A 21,103-nucleotide genomic window follows, 5' to 3' on the forward strand; every position below is an offset into this window, starting at 1 on the left:
TGAAACGTCAGATTTGGATCTCCGTTTGCTATATACCCTTCATTAACCGTTAAATCAAATACCTCTAACATATCTCCTGGAAGGTTATTATCACATTTTGGTGCCAAAGCCGGTGGATTAGTTCGTGGGGTTGGCAATGGTAATACTCTAATAGTTAAAATTGTATTAACTATACATCCTCCAGTATTTACAACACGTACTCCTAAACTTTGAACAGATGCAACCGAATTAGTATAATTATTAGGATTAGAAATAATATTGGTATTGTTAATTGCGTCGCTATTACTCGGGTAATAATAAACAGAACATGTTGTACATCCGGATTTTATTTCATTGTCTTTTGTAGTTAAATCAAAATTTGTAAATCCATTATTTGGGCTAGCATCACTATCACATTTATTAAATGTTGTTGGAGCATTGATGGTAAACACTGATGAAGTTTGTAGTTCGAAATTACCAACATTAAAACAACCGTTGCTATTTTCTATTCTATACCAAATCATTTGGCCATTAAACCCAATATAGCTAGTTGAGTTTGGTATTGAGTTAGTTCCAGTTTGTGCTTGTAATTGAGTGGTATAATATGTTATAACGCAATCTTGACAATTTGGATTAGTGGCCAAAATAGCTTGGTTTAGTGTTGTTAGATTGAATGTTGTCATTCCATTATTTGGATTACTATCATTGTCACATGCTGTTAAGTTGTTTAATATTGGACTGATTGGACTGGGATTTACGTTTAGTTCAATTGGACAAATTGTAAAACAACTTGAATTAACAGTTTGTTCAGCTCTTACAAATAAAATTTGATAAAAAGGACTAATATTATTATAAGGAAAACTAAGTGGAATAGCATTGATTCCTAATTGTGCCTCTATTAAAGTTTCATGAAAAGTACCCGAAATTCCACTCTGCCCAATAATTATTTCTGGGATTAAACTACTTAAGTCAAAAGAACTATATCCATCTTGATTTTCATCACAAACAGTGTAGGGAGAATAAGGAGGAGTTATTACAGGAGGACTTGATACATTTATTGTTGCACTTCCAGTAAGATTAGTTATACAACCATTTAAGCTAACATTTACTAAAGAATAGGTTGTTGTTGTTGTTAAATTTGCTGATAGGTTAGCATTACCATTTGCATTTAAGAATATTGTTTGATTAGCACCTCCATTTACATTGTAGGTTACTGTGGCATTTGGTGTTCCATTAAATGTAATTGTTGCATTTTGACCCAAGCAAATAGATGAATTAGCAGATATTGTTGCTGATGAAGGATTCGCAACCTGAACAGTTTGAGATAATGTAATTTCCTGAGGTATTGCAAAAGGAGAAAATATAGTTACAGTATAGTTTGTTGTTTGTGTGGGACTAACAGTTATAGAATCAGAAGTACTACCATTTGACCATAAGTAATTATTATTTGGACAATTACTCACAACGGTTAAAGTTGTGCTTTGTCCATTACATATAGAATTATTTCCAGTGATATAACTATCATTATATGGTGGATAAATTATTATACTAACGGGATTAGAAAGCAAACCAGAGGATGTTTCTATTGCAAAAATAACGTGATTACCAGGAACAACATTATTAAATTGAGGGTTAGATTGGTATGGCATACCATCCAAACTATATTGGTATGATGTTTCATTATATAATCCAACATTAGAATAATCTTCATTTGGCAATGCACTCCAATCAGAAGGGTTCCATGTAGTATTTGGATGGTATGAGGTGTTGTTTCTCCTGTAATCATAACCCGAATTTGTTATTGTAAATACCGTACCATTTGTTACACCCCATAAATCAATTACGTTATTATTTAAATCTGTTAATTTAATACAATCGTTGTTATTTATTCCACCACATGAAACAAAAGTTAAGTCAGGAACTACACCACCTAAGTTAACATTGCTGCCTAAAGCAATTACTTTTGTTGTATTATTTTGAATTGTTCCAGACAAGATTAAATCACAAGATGGAGTTGAGTTCCCATTGTTAAAAACCCTAATTTTGTAGTTGTTTAGACTAATATTTGTTCCTGTGCTATTAAATATTTCAATATAGGTTAAAGCACCTGCTAATTGATCTGTAACTTCTGAAATGAATAAATTAGAAGGGTAATTGTTTAAAGGGGATATTACATCAATTGTTCCTGTCGGAACTGTACATGATGACTGTATAACAACACATATTGGACCTGGAACTTGAGCATTACAATAGATAACACATAATAGAGTGTTTAACAGGGAAATAATTTTTTTCATAGTGTTATAGTTGAAATTATCAAAGCTATTGTTAAGACAATTAAACAATTAGTCTGCAAATATAAAAAAATAATGGAAAAAGTGGCTGATTATCAGCCACTCTATTAACTCAAAAACCAAGCATAGTTTGAATTCCTATCACTCAGTGCTTTTGAGATGCCATTAATAAATTTAGTGCATTAGTTAAACCAAAATTATCCCGAACCAATAAAGAAGACAAAAGAACCAATCCAACAATTTGAGGTAGGCGGCCAGACTTCATATCCCTGCCGATTTAAGGAATTTTCTGCTGTTATTGTTCCTTTTTTTATGTTTAATTACTTATTTGGATGTGCCTTTCTGATGGGTTTGAAAGGACCAAATTTATGTTGTTTTTCTGTAAACTTATCAGAAAAAGGTCCGAAAGGATGGTCTATTGGTTTTTTAGAAATATCGGGCCAGTCTTGACTATAGTCTTTGATTGGTCTGGCTTGCGTTTCAACATATGCCGCAATATCCCACGCTTCTTCATTTGATAATTGGGGATTTCTATAAGTTGCTCCTTTCGGCATATTGTATTTGATATAACCTGCAAAACGACTAATTCTGTATAGTCCAGCTCCTTGATTAAAAGAATTGTTGCCCCAAAGCGGTGGATAAATGTACTCTTTTTTATCCTGTGCCAAAATACCCTGTCCGTTTACCATATGACATTTTGAACATAGAACCTCATATAGTTGTTTACCTTTGATTGGGTCTGCTGCTCTTTCTAAATATTCTAAATTATAAATTCCTGATGCAATTGCCTCTTGACCTTTCGGAACATTTTTACCGATATATTCAATATATGCGATCATTGCTTTCATTTCCTTGCTGTCTTCATCAATATTTTGACCGTTTAAACTTCTTTCCATACAGTCACTAATTCTTTTATATAAGTTTTCAACTTGTCCACTTCGAGCTCTCATTTTTGGATACATAGAATAAACAGAGCCATAATTATTACCCCATGGTTTTGTGCCAGCATCCAAATGACAATTATTGCAATTCATTCCATTAGTGATTTTTTTTACGCTTCCGTTTGGACCTAAATATTTAGCAGTATGGGCAATTAATTCTTGGCCGTACTCGACTTGTTTTTTTAAAGTAGGATCAGTAATGGTGTCAATCATAGCAGGTTTCCAAAATTTTGCTATTTCAATTTCTAAAGTCGAATCTTTTTCAATGGGAACATAAAGTTCTTTTTGGACAACATTGGTGTTTTTAAAACAAGCTGAGATCGATGAAAAAAATAATAAAAAAGCAAATAACACTAACGTTAAGATCAGGAAGGCTAAAAATAAATAACCTAATTTTTTTACAAGATTTTGGAAATGTACTTCGTTTATTTTTTCGGGAATCATTAAATTATTTATAGTGTTTACTATAAAGTAAGGTTGTTTTTAATTTTTAATCCATAAAATTAAAAAAATCTAGTTATCAGCAAAATTATTCCATAATTAATCACTTTATAAACGATAGATTTATCTCAGGAATTGTAATAAAAAATCGCAAAATATTTTTTTGGATTTTCTTTGATAGTGTAAATAATCAGAAAAAAAGGGCTGTTTTATTCAAAAAACTAAAAGAGTGTTTCAAACTTAGTTATAAAGTATACAAAATGTAAAGAGTGTATTTTAGCAAATTCACTTTTTACTTTTTTATATATTTGCTTTCGAAAAATCAGTAATTATAATAAGCTCCACTATTTTGATTTATGTAATTCCATCTCTTCATAGTCCACGGTTTGCAGTCGATTACAAAAATGTAATTCATAATGGTACCCAAGCTATGATTATCCGTTTACTTTATTTATTTAAAACCAAGTAACAATGGAATTAAATACCACAGATTATACTTTCAGACTATTGATTTTTGAGGAGTTTCAAATTTTAGTGAGTTGGGCTGCCGAAGAAGGCTGGAATCCGGGAATAGATGATGCTAAACTATTTTGGAATACTGATCCCGAAGGTTACATGGGTTGTTTTCATAATAATAAACTCATCGGTGGCGGATCAATAGTTTCTTATGAAGGATTATTTGGGTTTATGGGGTTTTTTATAGTACATCCTGAATTCAGAGGTAAGGGAATTGGTGAAAAACTTTGGTTATACAGGAGAGATACATTACTAAGTCGTTTACAAAAAGATGCTTCCATAGGAATGGATGGTGTTGTAGCTATGCAACCCTTTTACAAAAAAGGAGGGTTTGAAATTGCTTTTTGCGATGAGCGGTATGAACGTAATGGAACTACATTCGAAATAAATCCCAATATTCATAAAATAACTCAAAGCGATTTTGAAGCAGTTCAAGAATTTGACAAGCTTTGTTTTGGGGTACCGAGAACTACATTTTTATCTCAATGGCTTTTTTCGGTTAATGCTAAAGCCTTTTTATATAAAGAGAATGATACTATCTGTGGTTACGCTGTAGTGAGAAAATGTATTAAAGGATTTAAAATAGGACCTTTATTTGCTTTAAATGAAAACATTGCACGTTCACTTTATGAATGTTGTTTAAATAGCGCAATAGATGAAGCTATATCGATAGATATCCCTTGCTCTAATAGTCAAGCCATGCAAATGGTTAAAGATTATAATGCTACTTATGTCTTTGAATGCGCCAGAATGTATTATGGCACACCACCTAATACGATGACTGATAGAATATTTGGTATTACTAGTTTTGAATTAGGATAATATTTCGACAAACTTTAGCGATTTTTATTAGAAGTGAACCTTATAAAAAAAATATTTGAATAAATAAATTATACAATGACTATGGATATTTCTTCCTTATTTCTTTTTTTGTTTTGTGGACTTCTTAGCGGATTAATGAATACGCTTGCTAGTAGTGGCTCAGCAATTACATTACCTGCTATGATTTTTTTTGGCGTTCCCCCTTTGGTGGCTAATGCTACAAATAGATTACCAATTTTAGTTGGGTCAACAATCTCAGTGTATAATTTCCAACGATCAAAAGATCTCATTTGGTCTAAAACGTTATTGATTTCTATTCCTTTATTTTTTGGTGTTATAGTAGGCACTATTTCTAATGAATTTATCGATTCAACGAAACTTCAATGGGTTCTTTTAGTCGCATTGGTATTTTCATTTATACTGATTATCAGTAATTCAAGAAAAATATTAAAAGGCAGAAGTCTGATTCAAACAACGATTTCCATAAAGAGTTATATCATTTTTTTTCTGATTGGAATTTGGGCCGGCCTCATTGTTTTAGATTCTGCCATATTGATATTGTTCGAATTAATCCTTGCCTGCGGGTTTGATTTGACAAAAGCAAATCCAATTAAGAATTTCCTTTTAATCATAATAAGCTTAGTTTCTCTGCTAATCTTTGCGTTCAATGGTATAATCAATTGGGAAATTGGCTTGATAATGTCTGTTGGAAGTTTTTTTGGTGGCTATTGGGGAAGTAAAATTGCACATTTAGAAAACGTAAAAAAATGGATTTACAGAATTTTGATTTTAATAATCGTATTTGAAATTATAACATTGGTAATAAAATTATTTTTTTGATAATTTATTATTTTAAGTAAATGCTTCTTCTTGATACTTAGCAAATTCTTTATTTTGGGATGCTAATAGTTATAAAATAAAAAAAGCCCGATACTTTCGTATCGGGCTTTCCTTTAAAACTTATATCCCAATCCAACAGTCCATAACATTCGGTCTTTAGAGTCGTAGCCATAATATGGAATTATGAACAACCATTTTTTGTGTTCAATAATGGGTGAAAAAGCCATTCGAGGAAATACTTTGTCTTCAAAAAAGAAGAGCGAAGGAAAAGCGCCTATCCCTATTTTAAAGGTATTAGAAAATCGGTATTTGCAACTTGGTCCACCTACATTCAAGGCAAATATTCTATCGCTTGCTGAAAATCCTATCATCCCTTCGAAGCCAGCTTCCATTTTACTATCAGGTTTCGGGGTTTCTTGAGCATTCAATGTAAAGGCAAATACAAATCCTATTAAAACTAAAAGTTTTTTCATTGTGTTACAATTTTTTTCTCCATAAAAATATACATTTTCCTCATAGAAGTAAAATGTTTGTAATATTAAATAAAAAATCACTCAATGTTAAAAAGTCAAACTGTCACATATATAGTAAATTTCATGTTCTTTAATTCCAAAGTATTTTTTTATAATCATACTAGGACGTATTCACAAATCAAAATGGCTTTAACAACTAGAAGAAAAGTTTGCAAAAGCAATGAAAATTGGATAAAAATTAAATGCAAAAAATAGACTATTGTATAGTAGCTGACAATAAATTACATTTGTTAAAATAATTTCGATTAGTCTAATTAAAATTAAGAAATCATGAAAAATTTAATATTAATATTGTTTATACTATCAGTCCCACAACTATCAGCTCAATCGACAGTAAAAAAAAGTAAAGAATATAATCTTGAAAATGGCCTTGCTATTCAAGGCTATGATCCTGTTGCCTATTTTACACAAAAAAAAGCAGTTAAAGGAAAATCATCTATAGCAACAACATATGATGGTGTAATTTATTATTTTTCTTCCAACGATAATAAAGAACTCTTTAAAAAAAATCCATCTGGTTATGACCCTCAATACGGCGGATGGTGTGCCTATGCTATGGGTGCTAAAGGGGAAAAAGTAGAAGTTGATCCGGAAACTTTCAAAATCGTTAACGGAAAACTGTTTTTGTTTTACAATGCATATTTCAACAATACTTTAAAATCATGGAACAAAGATGAAGCTAATCTGAATAGAAAAGCTGATGCTAATTGGAAAAAAATTATCAACTAAAACCAACAAATTATGAAAAGCAAATTATTTATTTGGATTATTAAACTAACCGCCGCAGTTATTTTATTACAGACTCTTTTTTTTAAATTTTCAGGTGCTAATGAAAGTATTTATATTTTTGAAACCTTAGGAATAGAACCCTATGGAAGAATTGGATCAGGAATTGTTGAATTGATTGCTTCAATATTAATTTTAATTCCTAGGACTACTTTACTTGGTGCACTTTTAGGGATGGGAACTATGTTAGGTGCAATTTTTTCACATTTATTTGTTTTGGGAATTGTAGTGCAAAATGACGGAGGGACCTTATTTGCTTTAGCGGTTATTACTTTATCTTGTTGTTTGTTTTTAGTATTTACCCAACGAAATAAAATCCCAGATTTACTGAAATTTAAAATATAACTATTATTCCATAAAATGGGAATTTATTATCATTAAGCAAACTTAAATATGCTGAATTCATCTATTTATAAAACCCTTAACGAACTTTCAGAGTTACTTTCCCAACTTTCCAATGAGGATTTTTCTAAACCTTGCCCTGCTTTGAGTAATTCTAGTATTGGTGAACATACACGACACGTTATTGAAATGTTTCAGTGTTTAGAAAAGCAATATGATTTAGGTGTAGTGAATTATGATAAAAGAAAGAGAGATCAGTACATCCAAACAGATACCTTATTTGCTAAACAGTCTATCGATTTAATTTTAAATCAATTGGATAAGCCTAATAAATTTATTCAGTTGCAGCAATTTATTGATGGGGAAGAAATACTTATTGAAAGCAATTATCATCGAGAATTGTTATATAATTTAGAACATTGTATTCACCATCAAGCTTTAATTAAAGTGGCAGTTTTACAATTGGAAAATATTTTAGTCAACGATAATTTCGGTGTTGCTTGTTCTACCATTGAATTTAGAAAACAATGTGCACAGTAAGTTTTGTCCATAAAAACGGCAAAATTATTATTACTTCTAATCGTGATGAAAAGGTTATTCGTCCTGGCGCTAATGAACCTTTGGCCTATTTGGTTCAAAATAAAAAAGTTGTTTTTCCTAAAGACAAAAAGGCTGGAGGTACGTGGTATGCTGTTGATGAATATTCTAATGTTTTGGTTTTATTAAATGGTGCCGAGGAAAAGCACACATTCAAAGCCGGTTACAGAAAAAGTAGAGGTTTGATTGTGCTAGACTTGATGGGCAGTAATTCACCCTTGGAAGCTTGGCAAAGCATAGACTTGGAGGATATCGAACCGTTTACTTTAGTTTTATTCGAAAACCAAAAGCTCTATCAATTGCGCTGGAATGAATTGGAGAAATGCAGTTTAGCCTTGGATATAAATCAAAACCATATTTGGTCGTCATCAACTTTATATTCAAAAGAGATTAGGGAAAAACGAGCACAATGGTTCCATGCTTTTTTAGAGACTAAAATTGAAGTCAACGAAGAAGAACTGTTTAACTTTCACCGTTATACCGAAGGTGATAATTCTGAGCATGGATTAGTTATCAATCGAAACGATAATTTGAAAACACTTAGTATTACACAGACTGTAATTGAAAAAAATAAAATCTCAATCTATTATAACGATTTAATAGCAGAAAAAAAATTTTCCAATGTCTTTTTATCGCTTTCATAATTTATAATTATTTTGAAACTTTTCATACACAAAATTTTGCATTGGGAGTATTGGCCTTTCCAAATAGTATATGTTCCGATTTATTTTCTATGGGCTTATTATGCGATAAAAGCCAAAACTATTTTCTTTTTTAATACGTCCAATCCAACCATGCGTAATGGTGGGTTTTTTATGGATAGCAAAATTGAAATCTATAACTTGATTCCGAAACAGTTTTACCCGAAAACTCAATTTATCAAAGAAAAGCTCACTTTTGATGAAGTAAAACAATTTCTTTATCAGTCTGAAATCAAGTTTCCTTTTATTGCAAAACCCGATATTGGATTGCGCGGTTCGGCAGTAAAAAAGATAGATAATTTAGCCGATTTAAGAACCTATCACAGTCATGCTGATTTTGATTTTTTGATCCAAGAATTGATTCCATTTCCCAATGAAGTTGGCATTTTTTATGTCCGATATCCACACGAGAAAAACGGGCGAATAACCGGAATTGTGGCCAAAGAATTTCTTATTATCGAAGGTGACGGTTTCTCGACTATGGAAATGTTGATAAAAGCCAATCCACGCTATGAATTGCAGTTGAAAGTGTTGCGTAAAGAATACGGTAACCAACTCAAGAATATTTTGCCAAAGGGAGAAAAACGCAACTTAGTTCCATACGGGAATCATGCTAGAGGCGCAAAATTTTTGGATTACAGTCATTTAATTTCACCCGAATTGACCAAGGTGATTGACGAAATGTGTTTACAGATTGATGGGTTTTATTTTGGCAGAATGGATGTAATGTACAATTCGTGGGAAGAATTGTTACAGGGCAATAATTTCGCTATAGTCGAATTAAACGGCGCGGCCAGTGAACCAACACACATATACGACCCTAAGCATTCCCTCTTTTTTGCTTGGAAAGAATTGGCAAGACATATTACATACATGTTTGAAATTAGTGTAGAAAATCACAAACAAGGTTTTGGTTATTTGCCCCACAAAATAGGTATGGAACAATACCATTTACATCGTAAACAATCCCAAAAAATAGTCAACTTTTAATGACATACTTAAAAAATATAGCAGTAGGTTTTGGGGTAAGTTTTATCGGTTCAATTCCATTGGGATATTTAAATGTGATTGGATTTGATATATATACACAAAATGGATTGTTGGCAACAGTTTATTATTTGCTTGGTGTAGTTTTGATTGAGATGTTAGTGATTTATTTCACATTAATTTTTGCCAAAAAATTAGATGAGAACCAAAAACTAAAAAAGTATATCCAAGTATTTTCGATAGTGTTTATGTTTCTTTTAGCCTACTATTTTTACTCAAACACTCATTCAAAAGACAATTTTTCAACAACATTCAATTATTCCCCAGCGATTTTAGGCATTTTTTTAAGCAGCCTCAATTTTATCCAAATTCCATTTTGGACCGGTTGGAATTTATGGCTGTTAAATGGTCAGTATATTGAAGTTTCCGGCGGCAAAAAGTATGTTTATGTATTAGGAACTATAACCGGAACATTTTGCGGTATGTTAAGTTTGATTTTAGCACTTCATTATTTTGCTTCCAACATCGACTTTCTGTCAAAGTATTTGATGAAGATGATTATACCCTTAGTCTTTTTGTGCTTAGGTTTTTTTCAATCTTTCCAATTTTTTAAAAAGTACAAAGCCTAAATTCTTTAATTTTCTTTTCAAACTATATTTTATATAATTAACGTAAAAGAAAAGGTTTTACTCGAAAATTTCTTAAAGAATTTTGGCCGTAAATTTAATAGTGGAACCGAGAAAAGATTTTTTATCCTAATTCAAATGTTGCATATCTACAGTAATAGTTAACTGTTTTTATCGTTGCAAAACTCTTTTTGTAACACTTCCAAAAAAAAAGACCATTGGTTAAACACAATAAAACACAATAGATTTTTAAAATTAGAAATTCACTGTTTAAATGGTTTTTCATTATACAATAGTCAGCATTGACTATCAAAATTTTTAATAAACCGCCAGGCCATAAGCTGCACCTGGAACATAAATTGGTTCACAGTCTATAAGACTTAATGCAGTTCCTTCAACTTTAAATGGTAAGATTTTATCGCTGGTTCCAGCCAACACATATAAATATTTATCGTTCGATGAAATACCAATATCCAAAGGACTATTACCTGCGCCCAGGTCAATGGCAGTTTGCGTAGTTGTTAATGTTCCTGTTGATGAAATTTCAAATGATGAAATTGTATTTGCCCCAGCATTGCTTGAATAACAAATAGTTGAAGTTGAATTTATAGCTGCCCAGCAAGCCCCTGCTTGTGCATTTGATAAGGTACTTATAGCATTCAATTCTCCTGTTTGTGAAACTAAATAACTTGAAACAGAACTAGAAGCACTGGCTTCAGTTACAAAAATTTGACCTAAAGAATTAACTGCAAAACCATAAGGATAAACATGTGATGTTGTTATGTTTTGCGAAGAAATTGAAATATTAGTTGTTGGATCTAACTTATAGCTACTAAGTTGGTTTGTAGCTCTTTCGCTAACTACTAAAACATTATTGTGTACAAACGAAATTTGCGCCGGGTTAACATCAATTGGAAAAGTTTGTTTTGAGTTGGGAATAGCAGTTAAAACACCCGAACTTGATAATACAAATCCCTCAAAAGAACTCACTCCAGTTGCACCTTCGTTACAAAGAACATATACTAAATTTCCACGTTGAGTGATACTAATTGGTCTTATTCCTTGCAAATTGTATTTACCAACGAAGGTCATTACTCCAGTAGGCAACATCAAAAACGAAGAAAGACTGTTATCTCCAGCATTTACAACAAATACAAATTTTTTATCGGAACTTAAAATTACGGAACCTTGACTTGACAAATTAACACCTGTTCCGAGACCCGTTGTTGCCAAGGTTGCTGCCAAACTTAGTGAACCATCTGTGTTAATCTTGTATTGTATTAACTCATTTCCGCTCAAGGCATTGCTCATAGTAAATACGAAGCCATTAGTGCTTTGAGTGTTTTCTTTGTCATTGGCACATCCAATTAATATTAAAAATATTGGAATAACTATTAGACTTAATTTGGTTCTCATAATTTGATTTTTTTTAAAATAAACTGGGCAAACATAATAAAAATTGTTTTGAAAGTCAGTTTTTTAATTTTTCTAAAATTAACTTCATTAGTAAAAATCATCTTTGCTATATCAAATTTTGTTTAAAATTTTTTTAAAATTGTTAAACAAAAATATTTTTTATATTTTTGTCCAAATTAAATCAAATTATCATGAGAAATATTAAATTTTTACTGCTATTTACTAGCATTTGGACCACTTTATTTGTAGCGTGTTCATCTGGAGATGAAACTATCAAGACACAAAAAAGTTCTGCTCTTCGAATTTACTTAAATGAATTCAAAGGAGAAAACAACATTTCCGGAAAGAATGTTGTTACTGATTCTAATATGTGTTATGAGTTTGTTTACCCATTAACGCTAGCTTACAATACCGGAACAACAGTTACTGTATCAAATGAAACAGAATTAATTGCAGTGCTTGAAAGTGAAACAAGTGAATTGTACATAAATGGAATTGCGTTTCCTTTTAATTTAATCGCTCCAGGAAGCACTACTCCGATTACTATTTCAAACGAATCAGAATTTTGGAGTGTGATCAACGCATGCGATATGGATACCTACGATGATTATATTGTTTCAGGATCTTGTTATTCATTCGTTTACCCGCTTTCATTTTTAATGAGCAACAATCAAACGGTTACAGTAAATAACTATCAAGATTTAATTAACTTAGCAACACAACTAGGAAATGATGATAATTATATCGTCAATTTTGTATATCCTTTTTTTGTGAATAATAACAATACGATTACTCAAATTAATAATGAGTATGAATATGCTCAGTTAAATAATGATTGTAATGACTCTAATTGCAATTGTCCTACAGATGTAAATCCAGTTTGTGTTAATGTAGGTGGAGTAATTATTGAATTTCCAAATGCTTGTCTTGCAGAATGTGCAGGATATACCACAGCAGATTTTGTAAATTGTAATTAATTAATTATCTTTTATTTTATAAACGCCAGCAGTAATGTTGGAATATTGATTTAAAGGAATATTATAAAATTAAGTAATATTAAATAAAGTCATATACTATGACTTAAAATTAAGTGTTCCTAGGTTCGAGCCCAAATTGAGTCGCTTTAATATCAAGCCTTTACAGATATGTAGAGGCTTTTTTGTTTTTGTACATATAAATTATATTCTCTAACCTTTCTATGTCGACATTGTTTATATTTTTATTAATTTATCGATTAAACAAATAATTTATTTTGGCGAATAGAATTTTTTTATACTTTTACGCACTATGAAAATTGTCCCGAATAGAGTTTTAATTATTCTGGTAGTGTTTTTAATGCAAGGAACAGCTGTTTTTGCCGCGCCAGGACCACCACCGCCATCATCAACTCCTCCGCCACCAGGATTGCCTTTGGATGGGGGAATATTTCTTTTTGCACTATTTTCAATGTGTTTCGGGATTTATAAATTGCACAAGATAAAAAACATAAAAAATGCTTCAAATTAATTTGAAGCATTTTTATTTCCAATAGTTTTTATCTTTTATTGCCTCAAAGAATATAATCGGGCAACATATTTTCCCACAACATCGAACTCGAGATTTATAGTTGTGCCAATTTTAATATTTTTAAAATTGGTATGTTCAAAAGTATAAGGGATGATTGCCACACTAAATTCATTTTTTTTAGAATTCACAACTGTTAAACTTACGCCATTTACAGTTATTGAACCTTTTTCGATAGTTATATTATTCAAATTACTGTCATATTCAAAAGTAAAATACCAACTTCCATTAGCTTCTTCAATTGATTTACAAATTCCGGTTTGGTCAACATGCCCTTGAACAATATGCCCGTCAAGCCTATCGCCTAATTTCATAGCACGCTCTAAATTGAGCATGTCGCCAACTTTCCAATCTGCTAAATTTGTCTTTTCGATGGTTTCTTTTATAGCTGTTACTTTATACTCACCATTGTTGATTGCAATTACGGTTAGGCAAACACCATTGTGAGCAACACTTTGATCTATTTTTAATTCATGAGTTATACTAGAAGAAACAGTAATAGTTACATTACTATTGTCTTTTTTTAAATCTTTTATTATTCCGAGGGTTTCGATAATTCCTGTAAACATTATGGTTTTATTTTACTAAATTTGCACTTCAAAATTAGCAATAAATAACTTGTACTTCTTATGAAAAAAGCAGAAAATATAATCGTGGGAATTTCAATAGGAGATTTAAACGGTATTGGAAGCGAAGTGGTTCTTAAGACTTTTGACGACTCAAGAATGTTAGAACTTTGTACACCTGTAATTTTTGCTAATGTAAAAGTGATGTCTTTTATTAAAAAAACATTAGAATTAGAAATACCACTTCATGGAATTGACCAAATAGATCAAATAGTTCCAGGAAAAGTAAATGTTCTCAATATCTGGCGAGAGGGGGTTGATTTAAACTTTGGAGCAAATGATCCAATCATTGGCAAATATGCTATAAAATCATTTGTTGCTGCTGCAAAAGCCTTGAAAGAAAATCAAATAGATGTTTTGGTTACAGCGCCAATTAACAAGTATAACATTCAATCAGAAGAATTTAAATTTCCCGGGCATACCGATTATTTAGACAAAGAGCTAGAAGGAAATGCTTTGATGCTGATGGTTCAGGATAATCTAAGGGTTGGTTTGTTAACCGATCATATTCCTGTTAATGATGTGGCAGAACGTTTAACTGAAAAATTGATTATTCAAAAAATTGATACTATTAAACAAACATTGATTCAAGATTTTGGAATCAACAAACCAAAAATTGCAGTTCTGGCCTTGAATCCTCATGCCGGAGACAATGGTGTGATTGGAAAAGAAGATGACGAATTGGTAAAACCAGTCATAAAAAAAATGTTTGAAAAAGGAACTCTAGTTTTTGGACCATTTGCCGCAGACGGATTTTTTGGCAGTAGCCAATATCAAAAATATGATGCCGTTGTTGCGACTTATCATGACCAAGGGCTGATCCCATTTAAAACCTTGTCATTTGGAGGAGGCGTAAATTATACCGCCGGTTTGAATAAAATTAGAACTTCTCCTGATCACGGAACAGCATATGAAATCGCCGGAAAAGGAATTGCGGATTACAATTCGTTTAAAGAAGCAGTTTACACAGCAATTGACATCTATAATTCGAGATGTCAATACCAGGAAATGAGCAAAAATCCTATGAAAATAAAGGAAAAGCACTTATAAACAAAAAAATGTTTATAACGCTTTTGAAATTGCAATAATTTTATATCTTTGCACTCCCTATTTAGGGTTCAAATTGTTGTTTAGATGAAAAGTACTAAAGAATATTTAATTCCTTTTATAGGGTTAAAAATAGGGAAGCATCAATTTGAGTATACTATTGATAAAAAGTTCTTTGACGAATTTAGTTTTGATGAATTTGAAAACTGTGACGTGAAAGTTAAAGTTGTTTTTGAAAAAAAAGCAACAATGCTAGAAGTCAGTTTCGCACACAAAGGAACAGTTAATCTTCCGTGTGATTTAACAGGAGAACAATTTGACTTACCCATTAAAGGTAAAATTAATTTGGTTGTTCACTTTGGCGATGAATTCAACAATGATAATGAAGAATTGTTAATTCTACCTCATGGAGAACATCAAATAGATTTGGCACAATATATTTATGAAATGATTGTTCTTTCTATTCCTCAAAAGAGAGTTCATCCAGGAGTTAAAGAGGGTACTTTGCAAACAGAAGCATTGAGAAAATTAAATGAGTTGCAGGTTAAACATGTAGAAGAAGTAACAAAAGAAGAAGGAATTGACCCACGATGGGACAAATTAAAACAACTATTAACGGATAAATAATATAGTAAAATGGCACATCCTAAGAGAAAAGTCTCCAAAACAAGAAGAGATAAAAGAAGAACACATTATAAAGCAACTGTAGCCCAAATTGCAACTTGTCCTATAACTGGAGAAGCACATTTATACCACAGAGCTTATTGGCATGAAGGGAAAATGTATTACAGAGGACAGGTAGTTATTGACAAATCAGTAGCTGTTGCTTAATTAAAGTTTTTTACAAAACTAGCTCTCACTTTGTGGGAGTTTTTTGTTTTTATGAATTTTATTAAATATACCATCCTAAAATAACTTAGGTATCTTTTTTTTTGTAATTTCAACAACTTTTCAACTTTAAAAATTGAAAAGAAAAAACCCTATTTATGAATAAAATTACAGCCGCAATTACAGCAGTTGGAGCTTATGTCCCAGAATTTGTACTCTCAAATCAAGTACTGGAATCAATGGTGGAAACTAATGACGAATGGATTATTACCCGAACTGGAATTAAAGAAAGAAGACTTTTAAAAGAAAAAGGTAAAGGAACTTCCTTCATGGCAATAAAAGCTGCACAAGATTTAATTTCCAAATCTAAAATCAATCCCGAAGAAATAGATTTAGTTATCATGTCAACCACTACGCCCGATATGCCTGTGGCATCAACTGGAGTTTATGTTGCAACCCAAATAGGTGCAGTTAATGCATTTGCCTACGATCTACAAGCAGCTTGTTCCAGTTTTTTATACGGAATGTCAAATGCCGCAGCCTATATAGAGTCAGGTAGATACAAAAAAGTACTTTTAATAGGTGCCGATAAAATGTCGTCGATTATTGATTATACTGACAGAGCAACCTGCATTATCTTTGGAGATGGTGCCGGCGCTGTATTATTTGAGCCCAATTTTGAAGGTCTTGGTTTGCAAGATGAGTTTTTGAAAAGTGATGGTATTGGTAGAGAATACCTTAAAATTGATGCAGGAGGTTCTATTCTTCCGTCATCAAAAGAAACTGTTGAAAACGGCCAACATTTTGTTTTTCAAGATGGGAAAACGGTTTTCAAATATGCTGTTTCAGGAATGGCTGATGTAAGTGAAAAAATTATGCAGCGTAATAATTTAACCAAGGACGATGTGAATTGGTTAATTGCACATCAAGCAAATAAAAGAATTATAGATGCTACAGCAAGTAGAATGGGACTTGATGAAGAAAAAGTGTTAGTGAATATTGAAAAATATGGGAACACAACCTCGGCTACATTACCTTTGTTATTAAATGATTTTGAAGATAAACTTAAAAAAGGAGATAATTTAATTTTTGCAGCATTTGGTGGTGGATTCACTTGGGGTTCTATCTATTTAAAATGGGCATACTAACACTCGAGGCGCATCCGACACGAAGCTTTAGCGAATTGGCGAAGCAATTGTTTGGAGCGCAGCGAAAAAAAACAATAAACTAATTTTAAACTAAACTAATTATGGATTTAAAAGAAATTCAAAACCTAATCAAATTTGTATCCAATTCTGGAGTTGCTGAAGTAAAGTTAGAAACTGGTGACATAAAAATTACTATTAGAACTACATTAGAAGGAAACGCTCCAGATATTACTTATGTACAACAGGCTCCTATGCAACAAGCAATTGCTGCTCCTGCTGTTCCGACTCCGGTAGCCGCTGCTCCTGCCACACCAGCAGCTCCTGCCGCCGATGACAATTCAAAATATGTTACTATAAAATCACCAATGATTGGAACATTCTATCGTAAACCTTCTCCAGACAAACCTGTTTTTGTAGAAGTAGGAAGCTCAATAGGAAAAGGGGATGTTCTTTGTGTGGTAGAGGCGATGAAATTATTTAACGAAATCGAAGCAGAAATTTCCGGTAAAATCGTTAAAATTCTGGTTGATGATATGTCACCAGTTGAGTTTGATCAGCCATTATTCTTAGTTGATCCATCATAATTTGAAGATTTGAAGATGTGCTAATTTACTTCGTCAGTTCGCTATCGCTCAGGTGAAAATAATTATCACATTCTATTACCAATTTTCAAATTTTCAAATTGTCTAATTTTCAAACTAAGAAAAATGTTTAAAAAAATATTAATTGCCAATAGAGGAGAAATAGCACTTCGTGTAATTAGAACCTGTAAGGAGATGGGAATTAAAACTGTTGCAGTTTATTCTACCGCTGATGCAGAAAGTTTACACGTAAAGTTTGCTGACGAAGCTGTTTGTATTGGTCCTCCACCAAGTAATCTATCTTATTTAAAAATGTCCAACATTATTGCGGCGGCTGAAATTACTAATGCAGATGCAATCCACCCAGGATATGGTTTTCTTTCTGAAAATGCAAAATTTTCTAAAATTTGTCAAGAACATGGGATAAAATTTATTGGTGCTTCCCCGGAAATGATTGACAGAATGGGAGACAAAGCTTCGGCAAAAGCTACTATGAAAGCGGCTGGAGTTCCATGTGTACCTGGTTCTGAAGGATTGTTAGAATCCTATGAGCAAGCATTGAAATTATCCAAAGAAATGGGTTTTCCGGTAATGCTCAAAGCAACAGCTGGTGGAGGTGGAAAAGGAATGCGTGCCGTTTGGAAAGAAGAAGAATTATTAAAAGCTTGGGAAAGTGCTCGTCAGGAATCAGCAGCGGCTTTCGGTAATGACGGAATGTATTTAGAGAAATTGATTGAAGAGCCAAGACACATAGAAATTCAGGTTGTTGGCGATTCTTATGGAAAAGCTTGTCACTTATCGGAAAGAGATTGTTCGGTTCAACGTCGTCATCAAAAATTAACAGAAGAAACTCCGTCACCATTTATGACAGATGAATTGCGACATAAAATGGGTGAAGCTGCAGTTAAAGCTGCAGAATTCATTAAATATGAAGGTGCTGGAACGGTAGAGTTTTTGGTAGATAAGCATAGAAATTTCTATTTTATGGAAATGAATACGCGTATACAAGTTGAGCATCCAATTACGGAACAGGTTATCGATTATGATTTGATTCGTGAGCAGATTTTAGTAGCTGCTGGCGTGCCAATTTCAGGTAAAAATTACTTGCCTCAATTACACTCAATCGAATGTCGTATCAATGCTGAAGATCCATACAATGACTTTAGACCTTCACCTGGGAAAATCACGGTTTTGCATGCGCCAGGCGGACACGGAGTGCGTTTAGACACACACGTTTACGCAGGATATACTATTCCGCCAAACTATGATTCGATGATTGCCAAGCTGATTACTACAGCGCAAACCAGAGAAGAAGCCATAAACAAAATGAAGCGTGCATTGGATGAGTTTTACATCGAGGGAATTAAAACAACGATTCCATTCCACAGACAATTGATGGACGAACCGGATTACGTAGCCGGAAATTATACTACTAAATTTATGGAGAGTTTTAAAATGAACGATCTAGAATAAAAAAAGAAACCCAACTTAAGTTGGGTTTCTTTTTTAAAACAATCTTGTTAGGAATTAGGTTTTGGTATTACAACGTTTCTTTCAACCATTTATAAAATTCACGCTGCCAAACCATACCATTTTGAGGTTTTAAAACCCAATGATTTTCTTCTGGGAAGTATAGGAAACGGCTTTTTATTCCTCTAAGTTGTGCTGCCTGAAATGCTTCTTGGGCTTGTCCAATACAAACACGATAATCTTTCCCTCCTTGAATAATAAGAATAGGAGTATTCCATTTATCTACAAAATTCATCGGGTTGAATTGATTGTATGCTTTTTGAGCATCGGCATTGTTTTTATCCCAATATGGCCCTCCAAAATCCCAGTTATTAAAGAAAACTTCTTCGGTTGTGCCAAACATACTTTGCGTATTGAAAACTCCATCATGAGAAATAAAAGTTTTGAAACGATTGTTGTGAATTCCGGCTAAATAATAAACAGAATAGCCGCCATAACTTGCGCCAATACAACCTAATCGCGATTTGTCAACATAACTTTCCTTAGAAACATCGTCAATTGCTGAAAGGTAATCGTCCATAACTTGCCCGCCCCAATCTTTTGAGATTTGTTCGTTCCAGGCTTGTCCATGCCCGTACATTCCTCTTCTGTTTGGAGCAACAACAACATAACCTTGTGAAGCCATCAAAGAAAAATTCCAGCGGAAAGAGTAAAACTGAGTTAATGGAGATTGCGGTCCACCTTGACAATAAAGCAATGTTGGATATTTTTTAGTTTTATCAAAATTAGGAGGAAGTATTACCCAAACCAACATTTTTTTACCATCGGTTGTAGTTACATATCGTCTCTCGAATTTTGGCAAAGCCAATTTTGAATACGTTTCGTCATTAGTTTTGGTTAATTGCAACCATGTTTTCTTTTTTAAATTATAAGAATAAATTTCGTTAGAGTGATTCATATCTGTTCTTGAAACGATTATGTTATCATCGGAAATACCAACTATAGCGTGCACATCAAAATCGCCTGAAGTAACTTGTTTTACAGTAACAGCAATTTTGGTTAAACCAGGGAAATTTACTTCAAACAATTGTATTGTGCCATCAATAGCTGCCGTAAAATAGATTTTTTTTCCATCAGGACTCCATTTAAAACTCTCAACCGAACCATCCCAATTTGCAGTCAAATTTATATCCATTCCTTTGAAACTGACGATAATATCATTTTTATCTGCTTCATAACCATCTCGCTTCATTTGTAACCAAGTCAAATCACCACTTGGAGAAAAAGCTGGATTAGTATCGTAACCATGATTGTTTTCAGTTAAGTTTTTTGTCGTTTTTGTTTCAATATCAAATTCATACAAATCGGTATTTGTAGATGTAGCATAAGCAGTCCCGAATTTCTTTTTGCAAACATAGATAATGCTTTTGCTATTGGGAGACCATATATAATCTTCATCACCACCAAATGGTTTTTGTGGCGAATCAAAAGGTTCATCTTTCATGATGTCAAACGGAATTACTTTGCTTCCTTTATTGATAGCATAAAAAACATGATTATGAGTTCCGTTATTCCATGTATCCCAATGACGATAGTCTAATCCGTCATAAATTTGAGCTTCTGATTTTTCTAATTCCGGATAGAAATCTTTACCTAAAACATTTTCGGTTTTAACTTCTTGCGAAGACAAAATATATTTAACGTCAGGAGAGATATTTTTGTCAACAACTAAATCTTGAGTATCGTTTTCTTGAATTTCAACCGCATTTCCTCCGGTAACGGGGATAGTGTAAAATTTAGAATTAGATTTATTTTCTTCTATAGACGGAGTTGTCACTTTATAGACAATTGATTTTCCGTCTTTGGAAATTCCAATAGCCGATACTCTGCCAAGCTTCCATAAAGCTTCCGGTGATAAAATTTGTTGTGCCGATGTTGTTATACTCATTGTAATAACGATTAATAAAAGATTTTTTTTCATTTTGATATGATATTTAAAGTCTAAAAGTAACAAATATA

At 32.5% G+C, this 21,103-nt stretch carries 22 protein-coding genes; 16 read left to right on the top strand and 6 right to left on the bottom strand.

The window, feature by feature from the left end:
- Positions 1-2,276 (bottom strand): lamin tail domain-containing protein (locus ACOYLP_RS03100; RefSeq protein ID WP_422854711.1); only part of this gene is annotated, 2,276 nt, incomplete at its 3' end.
- A gap of 317 nt (positions 2,277-2,593) precedes the next feature.
- Complete coding sequence (locus tag ACOYLP_RS03105) at positions 2,594-3,658, bottom strand: c-type cytochrome (RefSeq protein WP_422854712.1); 1,065 nt, start codon at positions 3,656-3,658, stop codon at positions 2,594-2,596.
- Between the two features lie 468 nt (positions 3,659-4,126).
- On the opposite strand from ACOYLP_RS03105, the gene ACOYLP_RS03110 reads away from it, so the two are divergent.
- Both ACOYLP_RS03110 and ACOYLP_RS03115 read left to right on the top strand, forming a co-directional pair.
- Positions 4,127-4,993 carry a GNAT family N-acetyltransferase gene (locus ACOYLP_RS03110; RefSeq protein ID WP_422854713.1) on the top strand — a complete coding sequence of 289 codons (867 nt, stop codon included), beginning with the start codon at positions 4,127-4,129 and terminating at the stop codon, positions 4,991-4,993.
- A gap of 75 nt (positions 4,994-5,068) precedes the next feature.
- Complete coding sequence (locus ACOYLP_RS03115) at positions 5,069-5,833, top strand: sulfite exporter TauE/SafE family protein (RefSeq protein ID WP_422854714.1); 765 nt, start codon at positions 5,069-5,071, stop codon at positions 5,831-5,833.
- 113 nt (positions 5,834-5,946) lie between these two features.
- Here the strand turns inward: ACOYLP_RS03115 and ACOYLP_RS03120 are convergent, their stop codons facing one another.
- The gene (locus ACOYLP_RS03120; protein WP_422854715.1) at positions 5,947-6,306 is read right to left on the bottom strand and encodes a hypothetical protein; all 360 of its coding nucleotides are present in this window, start codon (positions 6,304-6,306) and stop codon (positions 5,947-5,949) included.
- A 330-nt stretch (positions 6,307-6,636) separates the two neighbouring features.
- Between ACOYLP_RS03120 and ACOYLP_RS03125 the strand changes: the two genes are divergently transcribed.
- From ACOYLP_RS03125 to ACOYLP_RS03150, 6 genes are read left to right on the top strand one after another with little or no spacing between them, the layout of a single operon-like run.
- Positions 6,637-7,095: a YHS domain-containing (seleno)protein gene (locus ACOYLP_RS03125; RefSeq protein WP_422854716.1), complete on the top strand. Its 459-nt coding sequence runs from the start codon at positions 6,637-6,639 to the stop codon at positions 7,093-7,095.
- Between the two features lie 12 nt (positions 7,096-7,107).
- The gene (locus tag ACOYLP_RS03130; protein WP_422854717.1) at positions 7,108-7,497 is read left to right on the top strand and encodes a DoxX family protein; all 390 of its coding nucleotides are present in this window, start codon (positions 7,108-7,110) and stop codon (positions 7,495-7,497) included.
- Positions 7,498-7,545: 48 nt separating this feature from the next.
- Positions 7,546-8,034 (top strand): DinB family protein, encoded by a 489-nt coding sequence (locus tag ACOYLP_RS03135; protein ID WP_422854718.1) that lies wholly within the window; start codon positions 7,546-7,548, stop codon positions 8,032-8,034.
- Complete coding sequence (locus tag ACOYLP_RS03140; RefSeq protein WP_422854719.1) at positions 8,022-8,735, top strand: NRDE family protein; 714 nt, start codon at positions 8,022-8,024, stop codon at positions 8,733-8,735. Before ACOYLP_RS03135 ends, ACOYLP_RS03140 begins: the two co-directional genes overlap by 13 nt.
- Positions 8,736-8,747: 12 nt before the next feature.
- Complete coding sequence (locus tag ACOYLP_RS03145) at positions 8,748-9,782, top strand: D-alanine--D-alanine ligase (RefSeq protein WP_422854720.1); 1,035 nt, start codon at positions 8,748-8,750, stop codon at positions 9,780-9,782.
- Entirely contained in the window at positions 9,782-10,408 is a 627-nt protein-coding gene (locus ACOYLP_RS03150; RefSeq protein WP_422854721.1) for a hypothetical protein, read from the top strand. Before ACOYLP_RS03145 ends, ACOYLP_RS03150 begins: the two co-directional genes overlap by 1 nt.
- A 315-nt stretch (positions 10,409-10,723) precedes the next feature.
- On the opposite strand, the gene ACOYLP_RS03155 is transcribed toward ACOYLP_RS03150, so the two are convergent.
- Positions 10,724-11,821, bottom strand: coding sequence for a lactonase family protein (locus ACOYLP_RS03155; RefSeq protein ID WP_422854722.1), 1,098 nt, complete (start codon positions 11,819-11,821; stop codon positions 10,724-10,726).
- Between the two features lie 191 nt (positions 11,822-12,012).
- On the opposite strand from ACOYLP_RS03155, the gene ACOYLP_RS03160 reads away from it, so the two are divergent.
- Positions 12,013-12,798: a hypothetical protein gene (locus ACOYLP_RS03160; RefSeq protein ID WP_422854723.1), complete on the top strand. Its 786-nt coding sequence runs from the start codon at positions 12,013-12,015 to the stop codon at positions 12,796-12,798.
- A 310-nt stretch (positions 12,799-13,108) separates the two neighbouring features.
- On the top strand, positions 13,109-13,327 hold the full coding sequence (locus ACOYLP_RS03165; RefSeq protein WP_422854724.1) for a hypothetical protein: 219 nt from the start codon (positions 13,109-13,111) through the stop codon (positions 13,325-13,327).
- Between the two features lie 35 nt (positions 13,328-13,362).
- On the opposite strand, the gene ACOYLP_RS03170 is transcribed toward ACOYLP_RS03165, so the two are convergent.
- The gene (locus ACOYLP_RS03170; protein ID WP_422854725.1) at positions 13,363-13,953 is read right to left on the bottom strand and encodes a riboflavin synthase; all 591 of its coding nucleotides are present in this window, start codon (positions 13,951-13,953) and stop codon (positions 13,363-13,365) included.
- Positions 13,954-14,013: 60 nt separating this feature from the next.
- On the opposite strand from ACOYLP_RS03170, the gene pdxA reads away from it, so the two are divergent.
- The 6 genes from pdxA to accC all read left to right on the top strand — a co-directional run bounded on the left by pdxA (position 14,014) and on the right by accC (position 19,087).
- Positions 14,014-15,060 carry a 4-hydroxythreonine-4-phosphate dehydrogenase PdxA gene (pdxA, locus tag ACOYLP_RS03175; protein ID WP_422854726.1) on the top strand — a complete coding sequence of 349 codons (1,047 nt, stop codon included), beginning with the start codon at positions 14,014-14,016 and terminating at the stop codon, positions 15,058-15,060.
- Between the two features lie 84 nt (positions 15,061-15,144).
- On the top strand, positions 15,145-15,684 hold the full coding sequence (locus tag ACOYLP_RS03180) for a YceD family protein (protein ID WP_422854727.1): 540 nt from the start codon (positions 15,145-15,147) through the stop codon (positions 15,682-15,684).
- Between the two features lie 9 nt (positions 15,685-15,693).
- Entirely contained in the window at positions 15,694-15,888 is a 195-nt protein-coding gene (gene rpmF, locus ACOYLP_RS03185) for a 50S ribosomal protein L32 (RefSeq protein ID WP_159689777.1), read from the top strand.
- A 155-nt stretch (positions 15,889-16,043) separates the two neighbouring features.
- The gene (locus ACOYLP_RS03190; protein WP_422854728.1) at positions 16,044-17,033 is read left to right on the top strand and encodes a beta-ketoacyl-ACP synthase III; all 990 of its coding nucleotides are present in this window, start codon (positions 16,044-16,046) and stop codon (positions 17,031-17,033) included.
- Between the two features lie 101 nt (positions 17,034-17,134).
- Complete coding sequence (accB, locus tag ACOYLP_RS03195; RefSeq protein ID WP_422854729.1) at positions 17,135-17,617, top strand: acetyl-CoA carboxylase biotin carboxyl carrier protein; 483 nt, start codon at positions 17,135-17,137, stop codon at positions 17,615-17,617.
- Positions 17,618-17,740: 123 nt separating this feature from the next.
- Positions 17,741-19,087 carry an acetyl-CoA carboxylase biotin carboxylase subunit gene (gene accC / locus ACOYLP_RS03200; protein ID WP_422854730.1) on the top strand — a complete coding sequence of 449 codons (1,347 nt, stop codon included), beginning with the start codon at positions 17,741-17,743 and terminating at the stop codon, positions 19,085-19,087.
- A 67-nt stretch (positions 19,088-19,154) separates the two neighbouring features.
- On the opposite strand, the gene ACOYLP_RS03205 is transcribed toward accC, so the two are convergent.
- Positions 19,155-21,065, bottom strand: a complete 1,911-nt coding sequence (locus tag ACOYLP_RS03205; protein WP_422854731.1) for a S9 family peptidase — start codon at positions 21,063-21,065, stop codon at positions 19,155-19,157.
- Positions 21,066-21,103 lie beyond the last annotated feature (38 nt).

The organism is Flavobacterium sp. (assembly GCF_049318325.1).
GTDB lineage: Bacteria > Bacteroidota > Bacteroidia > Flavobacteriales > Flavobacteriaceae > Flavobacterium.